Raw genomic sequence first — 24,074 nt, 5'->3', positions numbered from 1 at the left:
GCGAGCGCAGCCAGCGCACCTGCAACTTGACGTCCGACGGGTATAGAGCGGTAATCAAACGATGGTACACTGTAAGTCAGGCCGAGCAAACCATACCCGGCAGATTTCAGGCCGCGGGAGGGCGCCAGGCGAGTGAGTGGCCGTCGGTTCAGCGCGGGGCCGAAGCGGCGTTATCGTCCGCTCCGCGCTGCCGCTATGCAGGCATACCGAACGCCGTCAGCAAGATTCAGGGGATATCCGTTTCCGGTTTGGCCCGTCGCGTCAGGGCGGTAAAACATGCCGGATATCATATAGGTTAAATGAGGAGAGCATGATGCAGCAAGTTGTCTATGTCGCCAGTCCGGAGAGCCAGCAGATTCATGTCTGGCAGCTTAGTCCGCTGGGCGAACTGACGCTGTTACAGGTGGTGCAGGCGCCGGGACAGGTGCAGCCGCTGGTGATTGCGCCGGATAAGCGCCATCTTTATGCCGGGGTTCGTCCGGCCTTCAGCGCGGTGAGCTACCGAATTGAAAGCGACGGTCGGTTGACTGAGGCCGGATCGGCCGCATTGCCCGGCAGTCCGACTCATCTGTCGACCGATCGCCTGGGACGGTTTCTGTTCTGCGCTTCCTACAGCGCCAACTGCGTCAGCGTCAGCCCGATCGATGCGCAGGGCATCGCCGGCGCGGTACAGCAGCAGCTTGATGGCCTGGAGGGGTGCCACTCGACCAATATCGACCCGGCCAACCGGGTACTGTGGGCGCCTTGCCTGAAAGAGGACCGCATCCGTCTGTATGATGTCAGCCACGACGGCCGACTGAGCGTCAACGAGCAGGCGGAACTGCGGGCGGCGCAGGGCGCTGGCCCGCGCCACATGGTGTTCCACCCTGATCAGCCGTTCGCTTATTGCGTTAATGAGCTGAGCAGCTCTGTCGATGTGTTTAAGCAAAGCGCGGCGGGCGGCGGGTGGGAAAAAGTGCAGTCGCTGGACGCGATGCCAGCCGGTTTCAGCGATACCCGCTGGGCCGCCGACATCCATATGACGCCGGACGGGCGTTTCCTTTACGTCAGCGACCGCACCGCCAGCCTGTTGAGCATTTTCCAGGTGTCGCCGGACGGCAGCGCGCTGACGCTGAGCGGGCATCAACCGACTGAAACCCAGCCGCGCGGCTTCTCGCTGGATAATTCAGGTCAGTTCCTGATCTGCGCCGGTCAGAAATCGCATCACATCGAGGTCTATCGGATCGACGGGGGGAATGGCGCGCTGCAGCCGCTGGCGCGCTATGCGGTGGGACAGGGGCCAATGTGGGTTACGGTGCTGACGCTGGGCTAACGGCGCGCGGGGCGGCTATCGCCGCCAGATGCGTCGCCAGCCGTCCCCGCCACGCGCGCACCAGCGCGGGTTGACGGGGCCAATCCGGTTTAACCGCGGTACTCGATAATCGACAGGCCGGCGTTGTAGTCGGTGCTGTAGATTATGCCCTGGGCATCGACAAACACATCGCACGACTGTATTACCGCCGGTCGGCCGGGGCGTTTATCGATCATGCGCTGCGGCGCGGCCGGCACCAGCGCGCCGGTCTCTTTCGGCCGATACGGATTACTGATGTCATACGCGCGCACGCCGGCATTCTGATAGGTGGCGAAAATCAGCGTCGAGCTGATAAAACTGCCGGGCCGGTTTTCATGCAGGTTGTGCGGTCCGAAGTGCGCGCCTTTTTTCACATAGTCGGTTTCCGCCGGCGGCGGGAAGGTCGCGATGCTGACCGGGTTAGTCGGCTCGCGAATATCGAACAGCCAGATCAATTTCTCGCCGTCCTGCTGGTTATCCAATACCGCTTCATCCAGCACCACCAGCAGATCCCTATCGGGCAGCGGCAGCGCGGTATGCGTGCCGCCGCCGAACGGCGGACTCCAGTTGCGGTGGCTGATTAACCGCGGCTGGCTGCGATCGCTGACGTCCAGCAGCGTCAGGCCGCCGTCGCGCCAGCTGCCGTAGGCGGTATCGCCATTGACGATCGCATGATGCAGCGCATAGCGTTTGCCTTCCGGCCAGTCCGGTTTTTCCCCGCCCGCGCTGTGCATGCCGGGCAGCCAGTAGCGGCCGGCCACCTGGGGTTTTCGCGGGTCGGCCAGGTCAATGGTCAGAAAAATATAGTCGCTGTAGCCGTCGGGCAGGGCGGAGACATAGGCCCAGCGTCCGCCGACATACCAGATGCGGTGAATGCCGATGCCGTCCAGCGAGAGGAAACTGATTTCGCGCGGCTTATCCGGCACTGAAATATCGAAGATGCGCAAACCGGCGCTCCAGCCGCGCTGACCGTTGCCGGTTTCAACCGTTTCTGCCACTGAACGGGTGTAATAGACTTTTTCCTCGGCAAAACGCGCGTCGGCAAACAGATCGCGGGCGTTGACCACCAGCAGCAGATCGTCATGCGCCTGCAGATGGATATTCCAGGTTCCGGGCGGCGCGGCGATGAAACCCGCCGCTTTGGGGCGGCTGACATCGCGCACATCCACAATAGAGACGCCCTGGGAAACCATATGGCCGATATAGGCATAGCCGCGATGCACCATTACCTGCACGCCATCCGGCCTGCCGCCCTGATCGCTGTGGCCGATTAGCCGCATATTGCGGCTGTAATCCGGCACCGGCAGTTGCTGAGACGCCATAAAAAACTCTCCGTATTATTTTGCCTTCGCCGCCAGTGTAGCAAACCAGGGGGCGATGAAATCATCGGTCTGGCCCCAGCCGGGGATGATTTTGCCTAGTCCCGCCACGTTAACCGGACCGGGCTGGCTGACCAGCAGCGCCTGAGGGATGACGGAAGATTTGAATTCGTAAGTGGCCGGCGTAGGTTCGCCGGCTATTTTATTGGCCACCAGGCGCAGGTTAACCTTACCGATCAGCTTAGGATCGACCGCCACGCTGACCTTCCACGGGCTGCCCGCTTCGCGCATTAGCTGAAGATCCTGATTCGAGATATCGATGCTGTAGAGTTTGATTTCAGTCCGGCCGTTCTCTTTCAGCGCTTTCCATGCGCCCTGGCTGAAGGCGTCCCAGGTGCCCCAGATGGCGTCGATCTTGCCTTTCGGGTATTTCGCCAGCACCGCGCCGACCTTGTTGGCGGTATCGCCCTGGACATCGGACGAGACGGCGCCGATGGATTCCAGCTCTTTAATATCCGGGTAGTTTTTCAGCAGTTGCTGTGCGGCCTGCTGGCGGCGTTCCATCGGCGGGAAGCCGGCGACCCACAGTTTGATGATGTTGGCCTTGCCGTTGAAGTCTTTCACCAGCGCGCCGAGCGACTCGTTGGTCAGTGACGCATCGTCCTGCTGAGTTACCGTAACGCCCGGAATATCGCCGCGCACCGCGGTGTCGAACACGGAAACGGCGATGCCGCTGTCGACGATGCGTTTAATCAGCTCGGTCGAGTAAGGGTCGCGGCCCTGAGAGAGGATGATCCCGTCATACTTTTGGCTGATCGCCTGGTTAACGAAGTCCTGAAAGCGGGCATCGTCGCCGTTGCTAAGGAAGGTGCTGATCTTGAAGCCGAGCTTTTTCCCTTCTTCCAGCACGCCGGAAATAAACTGCGTGGTATTGTCGTCCGAGCCGAGGTTGCGGATAACGGCGATGCGAATCGGGCCTTCATGGCCGGCGATAGCGGCCGGAATCGGCGCCGGCGCGGCAGGCGCCTCAGCAAATGCGGGCAGCGAGATAGCCAGGCTTAACGCCAGCAGTGCGGGGGTGAATTTTTTCATCGTCGGCTCCATGGTGTTCGGTGATGTAGACAAAAGAGACAGCGTGCGGACAGACCGATTTTTGGCTGTCTTTATGTCTGGATGTCTATTCTGTGATGCAGCATCATAACCAGTAAGCGCTGGTCGGTGAACCGTTTTTGTTATGAATTTTGGGATTAACTTATAACGTTTTGTCGGGGGGACTTTGCTCTGAGTAAGACGGCATCTGGCGGCGGCCGGATCGCAGCTCTCCCGGCGAATTTCCGCCGGAACGGAAATGACCGGGGATAGCGATAGCCAACAAGATAAAGCCCGCTGGCGCGGGCTTTATTGGGGTTACTTCACTTGCTGACCCGGTTGGGCGCCGCTGTCCGGGCTGAGCAGGAAGATATCGCTGCCGCCGGGGCCGGCGGCCATCACCATCCCTTCCGAGACGCCAAAGCGCATCTTGCGCGGGGCGAGGTTGGCGACCATTACGGTCAGCTTGCCTTCCAGCGCTTTCGGGTCGGGGTAGGCGCTGCGAATGCCGGAAAACACCTGGCGAGTCTGGCCGCCGAGATCCAGCGTCAGCCGCAACAGTTTATCCGAGCCGTCGACCAGTTCGGCCTGCTGGATCAGCGCGATGCGCATATCCACTTTGGCGAATTCGTCGAAGCTGATGGTCGGCTGAATCGGATCGTCGGCCAGCGGACCGCTGATCGCCTGTGCCGTCGGCGCGCGCATATCTTCTTTGGATGCTTCAACCATGGCGCTGACCTTATCGGCATCGATGCGGTTGAACAGCGCCTTAAAGGCGTTAACCCGGTGGCCGGCGAGCGGCTGCGCGATGTCGTCCCACTTCAGTTCGATATTCAGGAAGGCTTCCGCCCGCTGCGCCAGAGAAGGCAGTACCGGTTTGAGGTAGGTCATCAGGATTCGGAACAGGTTGATGCCCATGGAACAAATGGCCAGCAGATCGGCATCGCGGCCTTCCTGCTTCGCCACCACCCAGGGCGCCTGCTCATCCACATAGCGGTTAGCCAGGTCGGCCAGCGCCATGATTTCGCGTATGGCGCGCCCGGATTCGCGGCTGTTATACGCTTCGGCGATGCTGTTCGCCGCGTCGATGAAGGTCTTGTAGAGCGACTCATCCGCCAGCGTGGTCGACAATTCGCCGCCGAAACGCTTGCCGATGAAACCGGCGTTGCGCGAAGCCAGATTGACCAGTTTGTTGACGATGTCGGCATTGACGCGCTGCACGAAGTCTTCCAGATTGAGGTCGATATCATCAATGCGGGAAGAGAGTTTGGCCGCGTAGTAGTATCGCAGACAGTCTGCATCAAGGTGTTTCAGGTAGGTATCGGCCTTGATGAAGGTGCCGCGCGATTTCGACATCTTGGCGCCGTTCACCGTCACATAACCGTGTACGAACAGGTTGGTGGGTTTGCGGAACTGGCTGCCTTCCAGCATGGCCGGCCAGAACAGGCTGTGGAAGTAGACGATGTCTTTACCGATGAAATGGTACAGCTCTGCGCTGGAATCTTTACGCCAGAATTCGTCAAAATCCAGATCGCCGCGCTTGTCGCACAGGTTTTTAAAGGACCCCATATAGCCGATGGGCGCGTCCAGCCAGACGTAAAAGTATTTGCCCGGCGCGTCCGGCACTTCGAAGCCGAAGTAGGGCGCGTCGCGGGTGATATCCCACTGCTGCAGGCCGGCATCGAACCATTCCTGCATTTTATTCGCCACCTGCTCCTGCAGCGCGCCGGAGCGCGTCCAGGCCTGCAGCATCTCGCTGAACGCCGGCAAATCAAAGAAGAAGTGTTCGGATTCGCGAATAACCGGCGTGGCGCCGGAAACGGCCGATTTCGGATCGATCAGGTCGGTCGGGCTATAGGTAGAGCCGCAGACTTCGCAGTTGTCGCCGTACTGGTCGGGCGCTTTACATTTCGGGCAGGTTCCCTTCACGAAACGGTCAGGCAGGAACATGCCTTTCTCAGGATCGTAAAGCTGGGAAATGGTGCGGGCTTTAATGAAGCCGTTCTCTTTCAGGCGACGATAGATCAGACCGGACAGCTCGCGGTTCTCTTCGCTGTGCGTGGAGTGATAGTTATCGAAGCTGATGTTGAACCCCGCAAAATCCTGCTGGTGTTCATGGCTGACCGCCGCAATCATCTGTTCCGGCGCCACGCCCATCTGCTGGGCTTTCAGCATAATCGGCGTGCCGTGCGCATCGTCGGCACAGATAAAATGGACCTGGTGACCGCGCATTCGCTGAAAACGAACCCAGATATCCGCCTGAATGTGTTCAAGCATATGACCGAGGTGGATAGAGCCGTTAGCGTAAGGTAGCGCGCACGTTACCAGTATTTTTTTTGCGACTTGAGCCATAATTGGAAACTTGCTTTCTTTAAATGGTGAGAGAAGGGAAGCCCGATGTTACCCCATCGCGCGGGGTGGCGTAAACAAAAGCGGCCCGCCTGTCAAATTTTGCCGCTCGCCGGGGCGAGGGTCGGCCGGCCACCGGCGCAGTTTTGCGGCGTGCGGCTGTACGGCGCGGTTGGGCGGAAGCCGCCATACGATTGCGTCCGGGGCCGCTCATTCTGTTATGCTATATACTCGTTGTACTTCAGGTTGCATGCGCGCTGGCTGCGATCGCTCACCCGAATACATGTAGCCTATGGCTAAAGGATTTCAGGTGGCGGCAGGGCGGCTACCGGGCGAATCTTCGGCGTCTGACGCGCCGCGCGAGCGGTTCGGACAAGGCTGCCGGCCGCGCAGTTCACGCCCGTCGACCGGGGCCGCTTTGCCCGGCCGACGCCTGCGCGGTCTGAAGATGAAGGGGTGACACCATGAATCTAATAACAATTATTGCAAGGAGCCGGGATGAACTCTTCCTTCCCTGAGCAGAGCACGCCTGATGCTCTGCGTGCTATGGTGACCGGCGTGCTGGCCACCTTTCAACACCCGACGCTGAAACGCAATTTGACTACGCTGAATGCGCTGCGCCACTGCGCGCTGCTGGACGATGTGCTGCATATCGAACTCGAACTGCCGTTTGCCTGGCAGAGCGGGTTTGATGCGCTGAAAGAGACGGTGAGCGCCGATCTGATGCGAATGAGCGGCGCCCGCGCGGTTGAATGGCGGCTGGCGCACAATATCGCCACCCTGAAGCGGGTCAATAATCAGGCGGGCGTCAGCGGCGTGAAAAATATCATCGCCGTCAGCTCCGGCAAGGGCGGCGTGGGCAAGTCGAGCACGGCGGTGAATATGGCGCTGGCGCTGGCGGCCGAAGGCGCCAAAACGGGAATTCTGGATGCGGATATTTACGGGCCGTCGATTCCCACCATGCTCGGCGCGGCCAGCGAACGCCCGACCTCGCCGGACGGTCAGCATATGGCGCCGGTGATGGCCCACGGGCTGGCCACCAACTCCATCGGCTACCTGGTAACGGACGACAATGCGATGGTATGGCGCGGGCCGATGGCCAGCAAAGCGCTTTTGCAACTGTTGCAGGATACGCTGTGGCCGGATCTGGATTATCTGGTGCTGGATATGCCGCCGGGCACCGGGGATATTCAACTGACGCTGGCGCAGAACGTGCCGGTGACCGGCGCGGTGGTGGTCACCACGCCGCAGGATATCGCGCTGGTTGACGCGATGAAGGGGATCGTCATGTTTGAAAAGGTCAGCGTGCCGGTGCTGGGCATTGTGGAAAACATGAGCGTGCATATCTGCAGCCACTGCGGTCACCTGGAGCCGATCTTCGGTACCGGCGGCGCGCAGAAACTGGCGGAAAAATATCACTGCTCGCTGTTGGGCCAGTTGCCGCTGCATATCTCGCTACGCGAAGATCTGGACCGGGGCGAACCGACGGTCGTCAGTCAGCCGGACAGCGAATTTACTTCGCTGTACCGCGAGCTGGCGGGCCAGGTGGCGGCCCAGCTGTACTGGCAGGGAGAAGTGATCCCGAGCGAAATCTCCTTCCGGGCGTTGTAATTCGCCGCGTCTTCCGCCCCCGTTAGTTCGTATGTTCGTCGCTCCGATCCGCGCCGCCTCTGTAGGGGCGGCGCGGGTCGGGGGCGCGTTTCCCGTCGTGGTTGCATAAGATTAAGTCCAGTTCGCCGATCTCCCGGCCGGCATAGCGCCGCACACGCCTGGCGCCGGATAAATGTACCAATGCAGATAAAAAATGCGCGTAACGCCGCGGGCAAGTCTGGCGCGGGCTGGAAAGGCTGGCAGGAGCGGCATGAACGCCTTATAATTGCGCCGCCAGGCACCGTCAGGTGTTCTCCCCTCCATTATTATGCAATCAGGTCTTTAATGTTATGACTGACAAGTCTCATCAGTGCGTCATTATCGGGATAGCCGGAGCCTCCGCTTCCGGTAAAAGTCTTATCGCCAGCACGCTTTATCGCGAACTGCGCGCCCAGGTGGGGGATGAGCATATTGGCGTGATCCCTGAAGATAGTTATTACAAAGACCAGAGCCACCTAAGCATGGAAGAGCGGGTTAAAACCAACTACGATCATCCCAGCGCCATGGACCACAGCCTGCTGCTGCAGCATTTGAAAATGCTAAAATCGGGGCAGTCGATAGAATTACCGCTGTATAGCTATGTTGAACACACCCGCAAGCAGGAAACCGTTCATCTGGAGCCGAAAAAAGTCATCATTCTGGAAGGCATACTGTTACTGACGGAAGTGCGCCTGCGGCACGAGATGAATTTATCTATTTTTGTCGATACGCCGCTGGATATTTGCCTGATGCGCCGTATGCGGCGTGACGTTAACGAACGCGGCCGCTCGATGGACTCCGTGATGGAGCAGTATAAGAAGACGGTGCGTCCGATGTTCCTGCAGTTTATCGAACCTTCCAAGCAGTATGCCGATATTATCGTGCCGCGCGGCGGCAAGAACCGCATCGCCATCGATATTCTGAAGGCGAAAATCAGTCAGTTTTTTGAGTAACGGCATTAGACGGGCCGCAGCATAGCTATTTGATAATGACTGTGGCAGTTTTATATATCCAACATACTTGTCATGTTTCAGGCGGCAGATGCGTTGGCTGCGCTCAGGTATTCGAGCCATTCCGGGCCTTAGCCTGCGGAGCCGCCGCCAGAGGCGTTTAAATCCGTTATGATCCGAAGCATCCGTCCGAACAGGTGTTTCGCGAAGTGTGGGCCTCATGCATGAGGTTCGTCCTTTGGGCCGGCGAGCTGTAACTCGGTTGCTGACCGGTTTGTCGCTCGCCTGCCGCTTTTCTGCTGCGTTGAAGTATGGCGGGTATGCACCCAACATCATTCGAGCGGCAGGACAAAAACGGCAAAAGCGTTTTTGAGCAGCGCTTGCGCTGACCCCGAAGGGGCGAGGCCATAAGACCGAATAACGCGGCGACACAGCGAATCCCCAGGTGTTTACAATCAGTAAATGACTGGGGCTGAGCGAGGAAAGCCAACGCACCTGCAACGTGAAGTATGACGGGTATAACGATAAATACCTTAGGGAGAAACAATAATGAGACTGTGCGATCGTGATATCGAGGCCTGGCTGGACGAAGGTAAACTGACGATTACGCCGCGTCCGCCTGCCGAACGAATCAACGGCGCCACGGTGGATGTCCGCCTGGGCAACCAGTTTCGCGTGTTTCGCGGCCATACGGCGGCCTTTATCGATCTTAGCGGTCCGAAGGATGAAGTCAGCGCGGCGCTCGACCGGGTGATGAGCGACGAGATCAACCTGCCCGAAAACGAACCTTTTTTTCTGCATCCCGGCGAACTGGCGCTGGCGGTGACGCTGGAGTCGGTAACGCTGCCCGATAATCTGGTCGGCTGGCTGGACGGCCGCTCGTCGCTGGCGCGGCTGGGACTGATGGTGCACGTCACCGCGCACCGCATTGATCCCGGCTGGCAGGGAAGAATTGTGCTGGAGTTCTATAATTCAGGTAAGTTGCCGCTGGCGTTACGCCCGGGAATGATGATCGGCGCACTGAGCTTCGAGCCGCTGTCCGGCCCGGCGGCCCGTCCTTACAACCGTCGGCAGGACGCCAAATATAAAGATCAACAGGGCGCCGTAGCCAGCCGGATAGACAAAGACTGATGCGCCTGTCCGCGCGGCCTGTTACGGTTCCTGTGATGAGGATGGCATGAGACGATTTCTGACAACGCTGGTTATTTTGCTGGTGGTGCTGGTCGCCGGTATGACGGCGCTGGTGGCGCTGGTTAATCCGAACGATTTCCGCGCCTATATGGTGCGCCAGGTTGAAGAACGCAGCGGCTATCAGCTTAGTCTGGAAGGGGATTTGCGCTGGCACGTCTGGCCGCAGCTCAGCATCCTTTCCGGCAAGATGTCTCTGCAGGCGCCGGGCGCCAGCCTGCCGGTGGTGAGCGCCGACAATATGCGGCTTGACGTAAAACTCTGGCCGCTGCTCTCCCATCAACTGGTGGTAAAACAGGTTTTGCTGAAGGGCGCGGTGGCGCGCCTCACGCCGGAGAGCGCCGCGCCGCGGCCGACCAATGCGCCGGTCGCGCCTTCCGGGTCATTCACGCCGCAGGAAGAGAGCGGCTGGACGCTGGATATCGATCGGCTGAAGATTGCGGACAGCCTGCTGATTTTTCAGCGCAGCGGGCAAAGTGGCGAACCCGGTGAACAAATCAACGTACGCGACATCAACCTGGAAATGGAGCAGGACGGCGAACGTCAGGTTAAATTAACCGTATCCAGCCGGATTAACCGCGATCAGCGAGATTTTACTTTCTCGCTGGCGGCCGATATGGATATGCAGCATTACCCGCAGCAGGTTAGCGCTCAGATCGCGTCGTTTGATTATCAACTGCAGGGCGCCGCGATGCCGGCGGAAGGCATTCACGGTCAGGGCAGTTTGCAGGTCAGCTATCAGCGGCAGCCTGAACGGATTGAGATCCGCAATCTGGCGCTAAGCGCCAACAGCAGTCAATTGCGCGGCGACGCCAGCGTGCAGATGGCGACGCCGCCGACATGGACGCTGAATCTGACATCAGACAAAATCGACCTCGATGCGCTGCTGGGGCTGCGGCCGTCCGGCGATACCGACAGCCAGAACGGGCAAAAGGCGCCGGGTAAGCCAGTGATCGCCGCGGAAACGTCCCCGGATAGCGCTCAGGCGCTGCGCGGTTTCAATGCGCAGTTATCGCTTCAGGTAAAAGAGCTGCTGTATCGCGGCGTGACGGTTAATCAACTGGCGCTGCAGGCGAAAAATGACGCGGGCCGGCTGACGGTCAGCACGCTGAGCGGTTTGCTCGGCGACGGCCAGTTTTCTCTGACGGCGCAGATGGATGTTGATGCGACGCCGGCAATCGCCGTTCAGCCGGTATTGAAAAATATCGAGTTGGCGCGTCTGCTGCAGGCGCTGGCTCTGCCGCAAAATCTAAGCGGCATCCTGTCGATGCAGGGACAGCTCTCCGGCAACGAACTCAGCCTGACGGCGCTTTCGCAACAGTGGCGCGGCAGCGGCCGAATGGAAGTGACTTCGCTGCGTGCCCATGGCCTGAATATTCAGCAGATGATCCAACAGGCGATCGCGCGCGGCAACGGCAATATTCAGGCGCAGGAACGCTACGAACGCTATACGGAAATGCAGCAGGTTAGCGCGCTGGCCCAACTGAATGCCGGCGATCTGCGCATGACGGCTATTAAGGGGAGTTCGCCGTTGATGCAGGTGACCGGCAGCAGCCGGCTCGACCTGCCCGGCCAGCGCTGCGACATTAATTTGAACGTGCGCGTACTGCAGGGCTGGCGCGGCGATGCCCGTCTGATCGAGGTGTTGCAAAACAGCGAAATACCGCTGCGCGTATACGGTCCCTGGAATAACTTAAGCTACCAGCTGCAGGTCGATCAGCTGTTGCGAAAACGCCTGCAGGATGAGGTGAAAAAGCGGCTGAACGATTGGGCGGATAAAAATCAGCAGCAGCAGAAAGGCAAGGATTTGAAACAGCTGCTGGAGCGGCTGTAGTGCACGGATGTAGTGCAGGTATAGTAAGGGGGTCGTGTTGTTTTAACGGACGCAGGGCGTCTTTGCCCGATAAAATCTGCACATTCGGTATCACCAGCATACCCTCTGTCGCTTGTCATTCTCGCGCGGGCCGGGGGGGCGAGCATCTCCTTTTTCGGTAGCGGCGGGATTATTATGATGCTGATGCTGATGCTGATGCTGATGGTCATTACCGCGTGGCCGGAACCGGTGGTCATCGCGGCCGCACGGTAATGACCGCCGGTTCCGGCCACGCGCCGTTTACCTTCGTTGAATTAATCCCCCGCCTTGCGGCGCTCATGGGCGTCAACCCGGCCTGTCTGGTTATTCCTCTGCGGGCATTGATGCTGTCGCCGGTTTTGGGCGTGGTGGTATCAGTGGCCGGTATGGTAAGGATTTCCCCGTTCGAAGAGGAAAACGAACATCGGTTGTTATGTCGGTTGGTCTGGCGGCGGTCGCTACGGAGCTGGTGCAGGCCTGAGAGTAACATGCTGTTATTCTCAGGCCTGCGGCGAAAATGACCAACAATAACGACTTTTCAGACATGGTAAGGCGCGGTCAAATTCTGCTCCGCTTCAATAACGCTAATCTGTTATTCAAATATACCCAAAATCATTCGAGCTGCAGGCAGGCGGCGGCGCAGAGAAAAATGCGTCGGCAACGAATTTTTCCAGCCAATGGCTGACCTTTGGTGAAAGACGGGCTGTGTCTAATTAATCCCCGGCAGCTTACAGCCGTAATCGACCGGGGGAAGCGATGAATTATGCCGTGAGCAGAGCTAACGCCGCGGGCGGCGGCCCTGCAAGGATGATCCCCGGGGATAGGGTAAGTAACAAAACCAATACACCCGCAGCCTGACGTCTGCGGGTTTTCTCTTCGCCCGACACCGCTATCCCGGCCGGCCTAAAATGCCGGTCATCGCGACCATAAACCTGCGGCGGCCGGAGCGCCTTACACCTCGAAATCCTCTTCCATCTGCAGCGCCGCCGGCGTGATCGATACCTTGACGATTCGGTGGCTTTCCACAGTCAGAATTCTGAAGGTATAGCCTTCGATGGTGAGTTCATCCCCCGGCTGCGGCACACGCTGCGTATGCTCCATCAATAGCCCGGCCAGAGTGTGATACTCGCGTTTTTCATCCAGCGTCAGCGGAATGTACATGATCAGGTCTTCCAGCGGGATATAGCCGTTTGCCGTCCAGCTGCCGTCCGGGTTTTTCTGGATATCGTGGCGCGCATCCAGCTTTTCCCCTTCGATCGGCAGATTGCCGGCGATAGTTTCCATGACATCGCTGAGCGTGACGATGCCTTCCACCGAGCCGAATTCATCCACCACAAACGCGAAATGGGTGCGGGCCTCGCGAAATTGCTCCAGCGCCAGCAGCAGGGAAAGCTGTTCCGGGAACACCAGCGGCTGACGGATCAGACGCCGCAGATCGAGCGGTTGCTGATTGAGCTGCTGGTCGAGCAGATCGATAACGTGAACCATACCTAGCGGTTCGTCGGAACTGGCGCTGTCAATCACCACCAGACGGGTATGCTGATTTTTACGCAAAAGCGCCGCCATTTCATCGGGCGAGGCGCTCAGATCCACCAGTTCGATATCGTGGCGAGATGTCATAATACTGCTGATTGTGCGCTGCGCCATGCCCAGCACGCGCTCAATCATACGGCGTTCCTGACGGTTAAAAACCTCTTCGCCGTTTTCCATACTGTCGGCGATCAGTGACGATGTTTGCGTATCCAGCTCGGCATCTTCATGTTTGCCGCGCAGAATCCGCAGCACGGCCTCGGCAGTACGCTGGCGCAGTGGGGTAGAGGAGGAGAGGAAACGCCGGCGATTAAATTGCGATAGCTGGTTCAGCGCCTCAATCAATACGGAGAAACCGATCGCCGCATACAGATAGCCCTTTGGTATGCGATAGCCAAAGGCTTCCGCCACCAGACTGAAACCAATCATCAACAGAAAACTCAGACACAAAATGACGATTGTCGGGTGAGCATTGACAAACTGCGTAAGAGGTTTACTGGCCCACATCATCAGGCCGATGGCGATCGTAACGGCCGCCATCATCACCAGCAGATGTTCGGTCATTCCGACGGCGGTGATCACCGAATCCAGCGAAAAAATGGCATCGAGAATAACGATTTGCGCAACGACCAGCCAGAAACGCGCGCCTTTACGCTGCGTCTGTTGCTGATGATCCTTCCCTTCCAGCCGTTCGTTGAGTTCCATCGTCGCTTTAAACAACAGGAAAATCCCGCCGACCAGAATAATGCCGTCGCGAGCGCTGAAGTCATGCTGCAGAAAGTTAAATAGCGGTTTGGTCAGGGAGGCGAGCCAGGAGATAGACGCCAACAGGATAAAGCGCATTAGCAGCGCGAGGGAAAGGCCGACGATACGGGCTCTGTCACGTTGTTTCGCAGGAAGTTTTTCCGCCAGAATGGCAATAAACACCAGATTATCAATACCAAGAACCAGCTCCAGCACGACCAGGGTCGCCAGGCCGGCCCAAATCGTTGGATCGGCGATCCACTCCATACTTTTTATTTCACCTTTTTTTCATTATTTGGTCTGGTCAGCAGGAAAAATTCCCCGCTCTGGACCAGAATTAGACCCACATAGTGTAACGAGTTAAAGACGGATTGATGAGGAAAATACTACAGTTATTTTCATCAAAAAATGTTTCTGGCGGGGAAAGGCGTCCGGTAAGATATTGATCATCTGCCATAAGGTTGAAATCTTTACCAAAAACTTACCGTATTCGCGCAAAAAACAGACTTTTTTGTGCTGGCGTAAAATTGCTAAATTACAGATATCTATGGATTTTAACATGACAGGGCTAGTCTTATTCTGAAAAAGCACTCTGAAGCCATCTTCGGCTTGTACTCCCCCAGGACGCGATCAACAATATTATTATAATGGTTGCGCATTTTTTGTTACATAAACCGCTTTTTGAGGAATAAGCCAGCCGTGATGTAACAGTACGGTGAATATTTTGCTTTATACCCGGTTGCTTTCTGGATGCTGCGGGGCGGCAAGTGAATGGACCCCGACGGCTGACGCAGTGATGCGGGTGATAAATCTGTCGAAAGCGGGTTTTTATGTTACCTGCGGCGTTGCCGAAGGAGCGGCTGATTGACCGAAGTCAGCGTGTCAGCAGACAGGAAAGATAACTGGGATATAACAACATAGCGTCCTGCAGAGTAGGCCAATAAAGCAGGATTTCCGGGTCCCGACCGCGCTCTGGTAGCTACAAGCCAGGGGCGGTAGCGTGTCTGACATTACGATTTTAAACGGTTTATTACGGTGCGAAAAAATGCAAGAGCTGATAATCGTGTTTATAAGCGCGCTCCTGGTTCTTTTTCCGGCGAGAAAAGCGGCAATTCACGTTGGTCTGGTGGACAAGCCCAACGACCGTAAACACCATCAGGGACATATTCCTTATGTCGGTGGTATCTCAATCTATCTGGCGCTATGGGTTCTCTATGCGCTCCATCCCCAATGGTTACCTGACTTCCCCATCTATATGATCTGCGCCAGCCTGTTATTGCTTGCCGGCGTACTTGACGATCGCTTCGATCTCCCGGTGTTTCCTCGTGTGTTGCTGCAGGCATTGGTTGCGGCGCTGATGATGTATTTCGGCCTGACTTTGTCGACGCTGGGCAATATCTTCTTTGGCACTGAAATCGCATTGGGCGTATTTGGCTATACGGTAACGCTGTTTGCCGTCTGGGCGGCGATTAACGCCTTCAACATGATCGACGGCATCGACGGCCTGCTCGGCGCGCTTTCCTGCGTTACCTTTGGCGCACTGGCCATGGTGTTCTGGCTGGGCGGCTATAACGAGCTGGCCGGCTGGAGTCTGTGTCTGCTGGCCGCAACCGTACCCTACATCCTTTTGAACCTGGGATTCCCCCTGGGGCAAAAATATAAAGTATTTATGGGCGATGCCGGCAGTACGCTGATTGGTTTTACTGTAATCTGGCTGTTGCTGCTGGCGACGCAGGGGGAAAACGCGGTGATGCATCCGGTCACTGCGCTATGGCTGATCGCCGTACCGTTAATGGACATGATCACGATTTCGGTACGCCGAATTCGCCGCGGCCACAGCCCTTTCCGGGCGGACCGCGAACATTTGCACCATATTTTACTGCGAGCCGGCTTAACTTCTCACCAGACGTTAGTTGCTATTACAGGTTTTGCACTATTATTAGCGGCGATGGGGATTATCGCCGATCGCGCCGGCGTAGCGGAATCTGTGATGCTAAGCGCTTTTCTGGTGGTGTTTATCGGCTATTTCTGGTCCACCGGCCATATCTGGCGCCTGCAGACAGCGGTGCGCAGAGTCACTGGCCGGGCGGCGGCGACTCTGGTGGAGAAACAGGGTCATACATCGCCGTTAAATCGATGAATTACCGGCCTTTTACGCCCGAAGTTATTGCATCATAACTGCTCTTTATTCTCTATAATAATGAATCCTTTATGGGGATTTTGCGTATCTATTATCATAACTTATTGAAAGTGATGGCATAAACAGGATGATAAATCATAGATTGAAGTTGGTACCGCTGATGGTATCGGCCGCATTACTGAGCGGCTGTACCATTGTTCCCGGCACTCACCTTTCGACCAGCGGTAAAGAGGTGGTTAAGCAGCAGGATGACAATTTTAATATCGACAAATTGGTTAATGTCTACCCTCTGACGCCGTCACTGGTGGAAAAGATGCGGCCTAAACCGCTGGTGGCGCAGAATAACCCGCAACTGGAACAGGAACTGCAGCGCTATGAATACCGCATTGGTATCGGCGATGTTTTAATGGTTACGGTGTGGGACCACCCGGAACTAACCACGCCGGCCGGTACTTACCGCACTGCCGCGGATACCGGCAACTGGGTACACTCCGACGGCACGATCTTCTATCCTTACATCGGCAAGGTGCGGGTGGCTGGTAAAACGGTAACTCAGGTGCGTGATGAGATTATGGGCCGGCTGGCGCAATACATTGAGTCGCCGCAGGTGGAAGTCAGTATTGCCGCTTTCCGCTCGCAGAAAGCTTATGTTACAGGGGAAGTAACCCGCTCCGGGCAGCAGTCGGTGACTAATGTTCCATTAACCATTCTGGATGCTATCAACACTGCTGGCGGTCTGACTGAAAATGCCGACTGGCGTAATATTGTCCTCACCCATAACGGTAAGGAAGAGCGTATTTCCCTGCAGGCGCTGATGCAAAACGGCGATCTGTCACAAAATCGCCTGCTCTATCCGGGCGATATTTTGTATATCCCGCGCAACGATGATCTGAAAGTCTTCGTGATGGGGGAAGTGAAGAAGCAGGCAACGCTGAAGATGGACCGAAGCGGTATGACGCTAACCGAGGCGTTGGGTAATGCGGAGGGCATGGATCAATCGTTCTCTGATGCTACTGGCGTGTTTGTAATTCGCTCACTACGCGGTACGGAAGGTAATAAGTTGGCCAATATTTACCAGCTCAATACATCGGATGCGACCGCGCTGATTATGGGGACGGAATTTCAGCTGCAGCCCTATGACGTGGTGTATGTAACTACTGCGCCGGTGGTGCGTTGGAACCGGGTTATCAGCCAGCTGGTGCCGACTATCTCCGGTTTTAATGATTTAACCGAAGGTTCGTTGCGTATCCGCAACTGGCCATAGAGATTGCGATGTTTAATTCTATTTTAGTGGTTTGCGTTGGGAATATCTGTCGTTCGCCTACCGGTGAACGGCTGTTAAAACAAGCGCTGCCGGAGAAAAAAATTGCCTCTGCGGGACTAGGCGCTCTGGTGGGAAAACCAGCCGAACCGACTGCCGCCGAGGTAGCAACTGCTCATGGCCTATCACTGGAGGGGCACTCCGCGCAACAGCTTACCTCTTCACTTTGCCGCCAATATGACCTGATTCTGGTCATGGAGAAAGGGCATATCGATGCAGTAGGGCGGATGGCGCCTGAGGTGCGGGGTAAGACCATGTTGTTCGGCCACTGGCTGAATCAACAGGAAATTGCCGATCCTTATCGTAAAAGCCGCGAAGCGTTTGAGTTTGTTTATTCACAACTTGAGCAATCTGCCCGTAAATGGGTGCAGGTATTAAACCGTTAAGTCAAAATAGTCAGGAAACCCGATGGCAGAGAAGATTTCTGTAAAAGCATCTGACACAAACACAGATGAACTTGATTTAGGGCGTTTGTTGGGCATATTGCTGGACAATAAATGGTTGATTATTGGTGTGACGGCAGTATTTGCTTTTATAAGTTTATTGTATGTGGTTTTCGCCACTCCGGTGTATAAAGCTGATGCTTTGATCCAGGTAGAACAGAATGTGGGCACTAATTTGTTAAATGATTTGTCTAGTGTATTACCGGATAGCAAACCAAAATCTGCAGCAGAGATTGAACTAATAAAATCTCGAATGGTAATTGGTAAAACAATTAGGGATCTTTCATTAGATACAGTTGTTGAACAAGAGTATTTCCCTGTGTTTGGTAAAGGATTAGCCCGTATTTTGCATAAAGAACCAGGAGAAATTGCCATATCGCGTTTGGATGTTCCCATCGTTTGGCAAAGTGAAAAAATTCGGTTGAAGGTATTAAATAATAATACCTATGAAGTATCAGTAGGTGATGACATAAAATTTTCTGGAAAAATTGGCAAATTAGAAACTGAGCATGGATTGACGTTACTTGTAAGTGATGTTAATGCTCCAGAAGGAACGATTTTTCTACTCAAAAAACTTGATGAATTAACAGCCATTAACTACCTATTAGACAATTTTTCAGTAGAAGATAAAGCAAAAGATAGTGGTGTTTTACTGTTAGGATTAGAAGGAGAAAATCCGAACCAGATAAATAAAGTTCTGAATAATATTAGCCAAAATTATCTTCAGCAAAATGTAGAGCGTAAGTCAGAAGAAGCTGGTAAGAGTTTAGAATTCCTGAGAGAACAATTACCAAGCATTCGCAGTTCTCTTAATGATGCAGAAAATAGGCTAAATCAATATCGTCAACAAAATGAATCCGTTGACCTTTCATTGGAAGCTAAGTCAGTACTTGATACAACAGTGGCTGTAGAATCCCAACTTAATGAATTGACGTTCAAAGAAGCTGAAATTTCTAAGCTATATACTAAAGAACACCCGGCTTATCGAGCATTGTTAGAAAAAAGAAAAACGCTAGAGCAGGAAAGAGACAAACTAAATAAACGTATCGGGGCTATGCCAAAAACTCAGCAAGAGATTTTGCGTTTAACACGGGATGTCCAGGCTGGGCAAGAAGTGTATATGCAGTTGCTAAATAAACAGCAAGAGTTAAGCATCAATAAAGCCAGTACTGTAGGTAATGTTCGCATTGTAGACTCGGCTGTAACTCAAATTAAACCTGTTAAGCCAAGAAAAATAGTTATGATTTTATTAGGTATTATTCTTGGAGGAATCGTTTCTACAACATTTGTTATTATAAGAGCTATATTGCACAAAGGAATAGAAAGCCCTGAACAACTGGAAGAAATGGGAATTAATGTTTACGCCAGTATACCTCTGTCTGAATGGCAACAGAAGAAGGATCGGGAGTTATTGGGAAGGAATAACAGGAAGAGTAATACTCGCTCTACGGAATTGCTGGCTGTTGGTAATCCTGCAGATTTGGCTGTGGAAGCTATACGCAGCCTTCGTACAAGTTTACATTTTGCGATGATGGAAGCTAAAAATAACGTATTAATGATCTCTGGGGCTAGTCCCGCGATTGGTAAAACGTTTGTCAGTGCTAACTTAGGGGCCGTCATTGCTCAATCAGGACAAAGAGTTTTAATTATTGACTGCGACATGCGTAAAGGTTATGCCCATGAATTGATGGGGACAACTTCCGATAATGGATTGTCAGACATATTATCGGGGCAGTCAAAGGTTGAATCTACTGTACGTAGAACGCATATAGAAAATATGGAATTTATTTCAAGAGGTCAAATTCCACCTAATCCATCTGAGTTATTAATGCATCATAATTTCTCTGATTTTATATCTTGGGCAAATAAACATTATGATATTGTTCTTCTTGATACCCCACCTATTTTAGCGGTAACTGATGCGGCAATAATTAGTCGCCATGCAGGAACATCTCTACTGGTGGCAAGGTATATGATTAATACTCCGAAAGAAGTTGAAGTAAGTATTCGTCGCTTTGAGCAGAATGGTGCAGAAATTAAAGGCGTGATATTAAATGCCATAGTAAGACGAATGTCAAGCTACTACAATAACTATGGGTATTACGAGTACGATTATAACAAGTAATATTGTATGTTTTCCCTCCTCGTTAAGAGGAGGGTGTGATGTTGAAAATCAATCATCACAAGTGTTTGGAGGCTATGCCTATATATGCCGCTATTTTTTAGTAATTTAAATTTATCTATTTATTTTTTTCTTTCATTGTTTTTATTTTTCTTGTCTTTTCTTGCCGCAAGATATAAAAATAATAAACTGGATATACTAAACACAACATTAGTTGCTGTCATGATGGTATGCTTTTATGCATTTAGAGAGCCTGGCGCAACTGATTTGATAATGTATTTTGATTATTATGATAGGCTTGACAGATTTGAAGATTTTCCATGGGGATTGAGTTTTTACTGGTTAATGTTAAGCATAAAAACCATTAATGCGTCCCATGAGGCATATTTGTTTGGAACTGCAATATATTTTGTAATTTTAATTTTATTTTTTTCTTTTCTCTTTTTTAAAGATAAATGTTATAAATCATTAATTTTATTGTCCTTTTTTTATGGGTGGTCAATTCTTGATTTGGCAACTAATACATACAGACAAGGTGTTGCTGCTCCTTGTGCTATGATTGCATGTTATTTTTTCTTTCAAAGAAGATTATTACTTTTCTCTTTATTTACAGCAATAAGTGTTGGGCTTCACTGGGGCGCTTTGGTACCAATATTACTTGGAGTCTGTGCATTTGTCCTTTCTAAAAATATCAAGATATTGAAGTTCGTGTCAGTCTTAGTTCTGTTATTATACACGCTATCTTTTTTTATAGATTTGAGTCTGGCAAAAATTTTTGTAAACTCAACATTTATACAATATATGGAGAAGATATTTGTCGGCGTAAATATATCGGATAAAATATATAGCTACCTTAACTCTGAAGTAAATGGTGCTGATTTTTATGACTTACCAATCATGACTAGGCTTAAATTCACAATAGAGTCATATCTCCCATTACTGATAAATGTTTTTTTTCTTTTAACAAGAAATAAAAAAAATAGTGACATTTTTGAAGATAATAAAACTTACATTTCTGTTGTCTCGTATATTGTTTTATTAAATTTATATGCAGTAAGTATTATCTCTATGGCATGGTTTTTTAGGAATTTTTACTGGCTTCCATTTATCTCGATGACAAGTTTAATCTTCATGATTTCTTCTTATGAAAAAAAGAAATATTATCCTGCTTTGTTGGTTCTTTATATATTAATGGTTGTAGCGGTAAGCATATTAACTAATTGGTCTTCTGAGTTATTAAAAATGTCTTATCCAATAATGTGAAGTGCACAACTTATTTATTTTTACGGTAAATTGAAAGACTATTATCATGAATGAAAATGAAAAGGTTAGCGTGTATATAACAACGTTTAACAGAAAAAATAAACTACTCCGGGCCCTGCGCTCGGTTCAGGATCAAACACATAAAAATATTGAAATACTTATTTGTGATGATGCTTCGACTGATGGTACGGAATTAATGGTATTAGAAGAAAAGAAAAAAGATAATAGAATTAAATACTTAAGGAATATTGATAATAAAGGCGCCTGTGCTTCAAGGAATAATGGAATAGTAAATGCAACAGGAAAATTTATTACCGGGCTTGATGATGATGATGAGTTTTCATTGGATCGGATAGAGTTTTTCCTTAATCACTGGGATGATAAGTATTCATTTTTATGCTGTAATTTTATGGATGTATATGAGAATGAATTTATAAAAAAACATTATAAATCTTTCCGGAATTACAAGGTTTTTAGTTATAAAGATTTACTTTTTGCTAATAAAGCATCAAATCAAATATTTACGCTAACAAGCAGACTCAAAGCTATTGATGGGTTTGATATCCGGGTAAAAAGATTACAAGATTGGGACACTTGGCTCAGATTATCCTTCAGGTTTGGCCCATTTATTCGATATACAAAAAGTAATTATTTTATGTATCATGATCATAATCTCAGTGAGAAAAGAGTATCGCAAAATGATAGTCTAACTAATGCATTAGCAACACTACTTGAAAGAAATAAAGATATTTATTCTGAAAAAGATGCCCTATGCATGAGGTTTTTTATAAAGCAATTAAAAGGGAATTCATCCTTAGTTGAATGTTTATACTGGAGTGTCGTTAATAAAAATCCAAAATATTTTGTTAAGTATTTTTTTGAATAATTCTCTTTTTTGTTATTAATGTGACGAGGTTGAAATATTTAATTTACTATCGAAGTTAGATGTTCTTTATTATCTATCTAACATATAAATGTACAATGCCGAAAAGCAATATGGGGGGGGGGCTTGAAAATAGGTTTTATTGTTGTTCTATATAATCCAGAACATGACATAATAGATAAGTGGAAAAACGAACAAAAAGGAAGTCATTATCATTTTTGTGTAGTAGATAATAGTAAAGAAAAAAACAACCATGGCTTTGACTATTATATTCATAATGAGAATGCTGGAGGAATAGCGGGAGCTTTAAATAAAGGTATAAATTATCTGTTTGAACATGGATGCGATTTTATTTTTACATTCGATCAAGATTCAATTTTACCAAAATATTTTTTTGAAGAGATGGAATCTTTTATTGTAGAAAAAAATGCAAAAATGGTATGTCCAAATTTTTATGATATTAATTCTAAAAGTTATGCAACATTTTTTTTATTGAAGAAATGGATTTATAAAAAAGTAAATCTTAAAAAAGAAGATATAACGACGTTTGCAATATCTTCGGGTATGGGGATATCAAGAAGCGCATGGGAAACGGTTGGTGAGTTTAATGAAGCTTACATTATAGACCATGTGGATACGGAGATTTGTCTTAAAGCGCATGTTAATAATATCCCTATATATGTAAACAAAAATATATGTTTAAATCATCAAATAGGAAATAGAGAAACTGTAGATTTGTTTTTTCTGAAATTAAAACCTAATAATCATAATAAATACCGAAAATATTATATTGTGCGTAATGGTACTCATCTATCGTTTAAATATGTTTCTGTGTGTCCATCATTTTTTATTTTTAATTCAGTTAAAGTGGCTTATGAGTTTTTTTGTGTTTTTTTTGAAAAAAATAAACTAGCTAAATTTGGAGCTATGGCTCGTGGGTTGTTACATTCTATAACAGGAACACTTGGGAGTTATAAATAAATATGTCTGAAAATCTAATGAAGAATGTTACTGTTATTATCCCAACATGTAATGGTGGCAGTGTATGGGAAAAAGCCGCAAAAAAAATATCATTAGAAAAAGATAAATATAATTTTAATGTCTTTGTTATTGATTCTGAAAGTACAGATAATACTATAAAAATAGCAAAAAAGTTAGGGTTTGAAGTAAAGAGTATTCGTCGTTCTGATTTCAATCATGGGGGAACAAGGAACAAAGCATTTAATCTGAGTAATTCGGAGTTTTTTGTATTTCTTACTCAAGATGCAATTCCAGAAAAGGATGCGATTAAAAACATAATTAGTTTTCTTGATAAGAATAAAAATGTATGTTGTACTTATGGGAAACAAATCCCTCATGATACAGCCAATCCTCTTGCAATACATGCAAGATTTTTTAACTATAAAAAAAATAGCTATATTACTGGATTGTCAGTAAATAATATTGTCGGCGTGAGGAAGGTGTTTTCATCTAATTCTTTTTCTGCTTATAGAGCTAACTATTTTCATGAACTTGGCGGGTTCCCTTCTCACACGATATTAAGTGAAGATATGTATCTTGCCGCTAAATCTATCTTAGCAGGATATAATGTAGCATATGTCGCCAATGCCGTGGTTAAGCATTCTCATAATTATACCCCGTGGGAAGAGTTTAAACGATATTTTGATATCGGAGTTTTTCACTATGATGAAAAATGGATTAGAGACAACTTTGGGGGAGCTGGTAGCGAAGGGAAAAAGTTTATAGTTTCAGAGTTTAAATACTTATTAAAAAACAATCCTCTTTGGATACCAAGAGCATGTTTACATAACTTATTAAAAATAACTGGCTATAAATTGGGGCAGAATTATACTAAATTGCCTATAATTTTTGTAAAAAAATTAAGTATGCATAAAGGTTTTTGGAATAAAACTAATCCTTAA

Annotated in this window: 17 protein-coding genes and 1 pseudogene; 14 read left to right on the top strand and 4 right to left on the bottom strand. The window is 50.6% G+C overall.

Annotation, left to right across the window (positions count from 1 at the left end):
* Positions 1 to 313 precede the first annotated feature (313 nt).
* Complete coding sequence (gene pgl / locus FJU30_RS11270; protein WP_150435332.1) at positions 314 to 1,312, top strand: 6-phosphogluconolactonase; 999 nt, start codon at positions 314 to 316, stop codon at positions 1,310 to 1,312.
* Between the two features lie 89 nt (positions 1,313 to 1,401).
* Here the strand turns inward: pgl and FJU30_RS11265 are convergent, their stop codons facing one another.
* The 3 genes from FJU30_RS11265 to metG all read right to left on the bottom strand — a co-directional run bounded on the left by FJU30_RS11265 (position 1,402) and on the right by metG (position 6,090).
* Positions 1,402 to 2,652 carry an LVIVD repeat-containing protein gene (locus FJU30_RS11265; RefSeq protein ID WP_150435072.1) on the bottom strand — a complete coding sequence of 417 codons (1,251 nt, stop codon included), beginning with the start codon at positions 2,650 to 2,652 and terminating at the stop codon, positions 1,402 to 1,404.
* A gap of 15 nt (positions 2,653 to 2,667) precedes the next feature.
* Positions 2,668 to 3,741, bottom strand: coding sequence for a sugar ABC transporter substrate-binding protein (locus tag FJU30_RS11260; protein ID WP_150435071.1), 1,074 nt, complete (start codon positions 3,739 to 3,741; stop codon positions 2,668 to 2,670).
* Between the two features lie 315 nt (positions 3,742 to 4,056).
* A complete protein-coding gene (gene metG, locus FJU30_RS11255) occupies positions 4,057 to 6,090 on the bottom strand; it encodes a methionine--tRNA ligase (protein ID WP_150435070.1) in 2,034 nt (677 codons plus the stop codon).
* 495 nt (positions 6,091 to 6,585) lie between these two features.
* Here metG and apbC point away from each other — a divergent pair, with 495 nt between their 5' ends.
* The 5 genes and pseudogenes from apbC to FJU30_RS11230 form a co-directional block, all read left to right on the top strand.
* Positions 6,586 to 7,698, top strand: coding sequence for an iron-sulfur cluster carrier protein ApbC (apbC, locus tag FJU30_RS11250; protein WP_150435069.1), 1,113 nt, complete (start codon positions 6,586 to 6,588; stop codon positions 7,696 to 7,698).
* Between the two features lie 329 nt (positions 7,699 to 8,027).
* Positions 8,028 to 8,669, top strand: a complete 642-nt coding sequence (gene udk / locus FJU30_RS11245) for a uridine kinase (RefSeq protein ID WP_150435068.1) — start codon at positions 8,028 to 8,030, stop codon at positions 8,667 to 8,669.
* Positions 8,670 to 9,215: 546 nt separating this feature from the next.
* Positions 9,216 to 9,797, top strand: a complete 582-nt coding sequence (gene dcd / locus FJU30_RS11240; protein WP_150435067.1) for a dCTP deaminase — start codon at positions 9,216 to 9,218, stop codon at positions 9,795 to 9,797.
* A 46-nt stretch (positions 9,798 to 9,843) separates the two neighbouring features.
* The gene (gene asmA / locus FJU30_RS11235; protein ID WP_150435066.1) at positions 9,844 to 11,688 is read left to right on the top strand and encodes an outer membrane assembly protein AsmA; all 1,845 of its coding nucleotides are present in this window, start codon (positions 9,844 to 9,846) and stop codon (positions 11,686 to 11,688) included.
* Between the two features lie 153 nt (positions 11,689 to 11,841).
* Positions 11,842 to 12,187: pseudogene (locus FJU30_RS11230) on the top strand (hypothetical protein); the annotation flags it as partial.
* A 470-nt stretch (positions 12,188 to 12,657) separates the two neighbouring features.
* Here the strand turns inward: FJU30_RS11230 and FJU30_RS11225 are convergent.
* Positions 12,658 to 14,247, bottom strand: a complete 1,590-nt coding sequence (locus FJU30_RS11225; RefSeq protein WP_150435065.1) for a TerC family protein — start codon at positions 14,245 to 14,247, stop codon at positions 12,658 to 12,660.
* Between the two features lie 778 nt (positions 14,248 to 15,025).
* On the opposite strand from FJU30_RS11225, the gene wecA reads away from it, so the two are divergent.
* The 8 genes from wecA to FJU30_RS11185 all read left to right on the top strand — a co-directional run bounded on the left by wecA (position 15,026) and on the right by FJU30_RS11185 (position 24,074).
* Entirely contained in the window at positions 15,026 to 16,120 is a 1,095-nt protein-coding gene (gene wecA, locus FJU30_RS11220) for a UDP-N-acetylglucosamine--undecaprenyl-phosphate N-acetylglucosaminephosphotransferase (protein ID WP_150435064.1), read from the top strand.
* Positions 16,121 to 16,247: 127 nt separating this feature from the next.
* Positions 16,248 to 17,384, top strand: coding sequence for a polysaccharide export protein (locus FJU30_RS11215; protein WP_150435063.1), 1,137 nt, complete (start codon positions 16,248 to 16,250; stop codon positions 17,382 to 17,384).
* A gap of 8 nt (positions 17,385 to 17,392) precedes the next feature.
* On the top strand, positions 17,393 to 17,827 hold the full coding sequence (locus tag FJU30_RS11210; protein WP_150435062.1) for an arsenate reductase/protein-tyrosine-phosphatase family protein: 435 nt from the start codon (positions 17,393 to 17,395) through the stop codon (positions 17,825 to 17,827).
* Positions 17,828 to 17,849: 22 nt separating this feature from the next.
* A complete protein-coding gene (wzc, locus tag FJU30_RS11205) occupies positions 17,850 to 20,009 on the top strand; it encodes a tyrosine-protein kinase Wzc (protein ID WP_150435061.1) in 2,160 nt (719 codons plus the stop codon).
* 84 nt (positions 20,010 to 20,093) lie between these two features.
* The gene (locus FJU30_RS11200; RefSeq protein ID WP_150435060.1) at positions 20,094 to 21,269 is read left to right on the top strand and encodes an EpsG family protein; all 1,176 of its coding nucleotides are present in this window, start codon (positions 20,094 to 20,096) and stop codon (positions 21,267 to 21,269) included.
* Positions 21,270 to 21,315: 46 nt separating this feature from the next.
* The gene (locus FJU30_RS11195) at positions 21,316 to 22,155 is read left to right on the top strand and encodes a glycosyltransferase family 2 protein (protein ID WP_150435059.1); all 840 of its coding nucleotides are present in this window, start codon (positions 21,316 to 21,318) and stop codon (positions 22,153 to 22,155) included.
* Positions 22,156 to 22,278: 123 nt separating this feature from the next.
* On the top strand, positions 22,279 to 23,133 hold the full coding sequence (locus FJU30_RS11190) for a glycosyltransferase (protein WP_191091585.1): 855 nt from the start codon (positions 22,279 to 22,281) through the stop codon (positions 23,131 to 23,133).
* 17 nt (positions 23,134 to 23,150) lie between these two features.
* Positions 23,151 to 24,074, top strand: a complete 924-nt coding sequence (locus FJU30_RS11185) for a glycosyltransferase (protein WP_150435057.1) — start codon at positions 23,151 to 23,153, stop codon at positions 24,072 to 24,074.

This window comes from Affinibrenneria salicis (genome assembly GCF_008710095.1).
The sequence above is the reverse complement of the archived record's forward strand: the minus strand, read 5'-3'. Positions and strand labels throughout refer to the sequence as shown.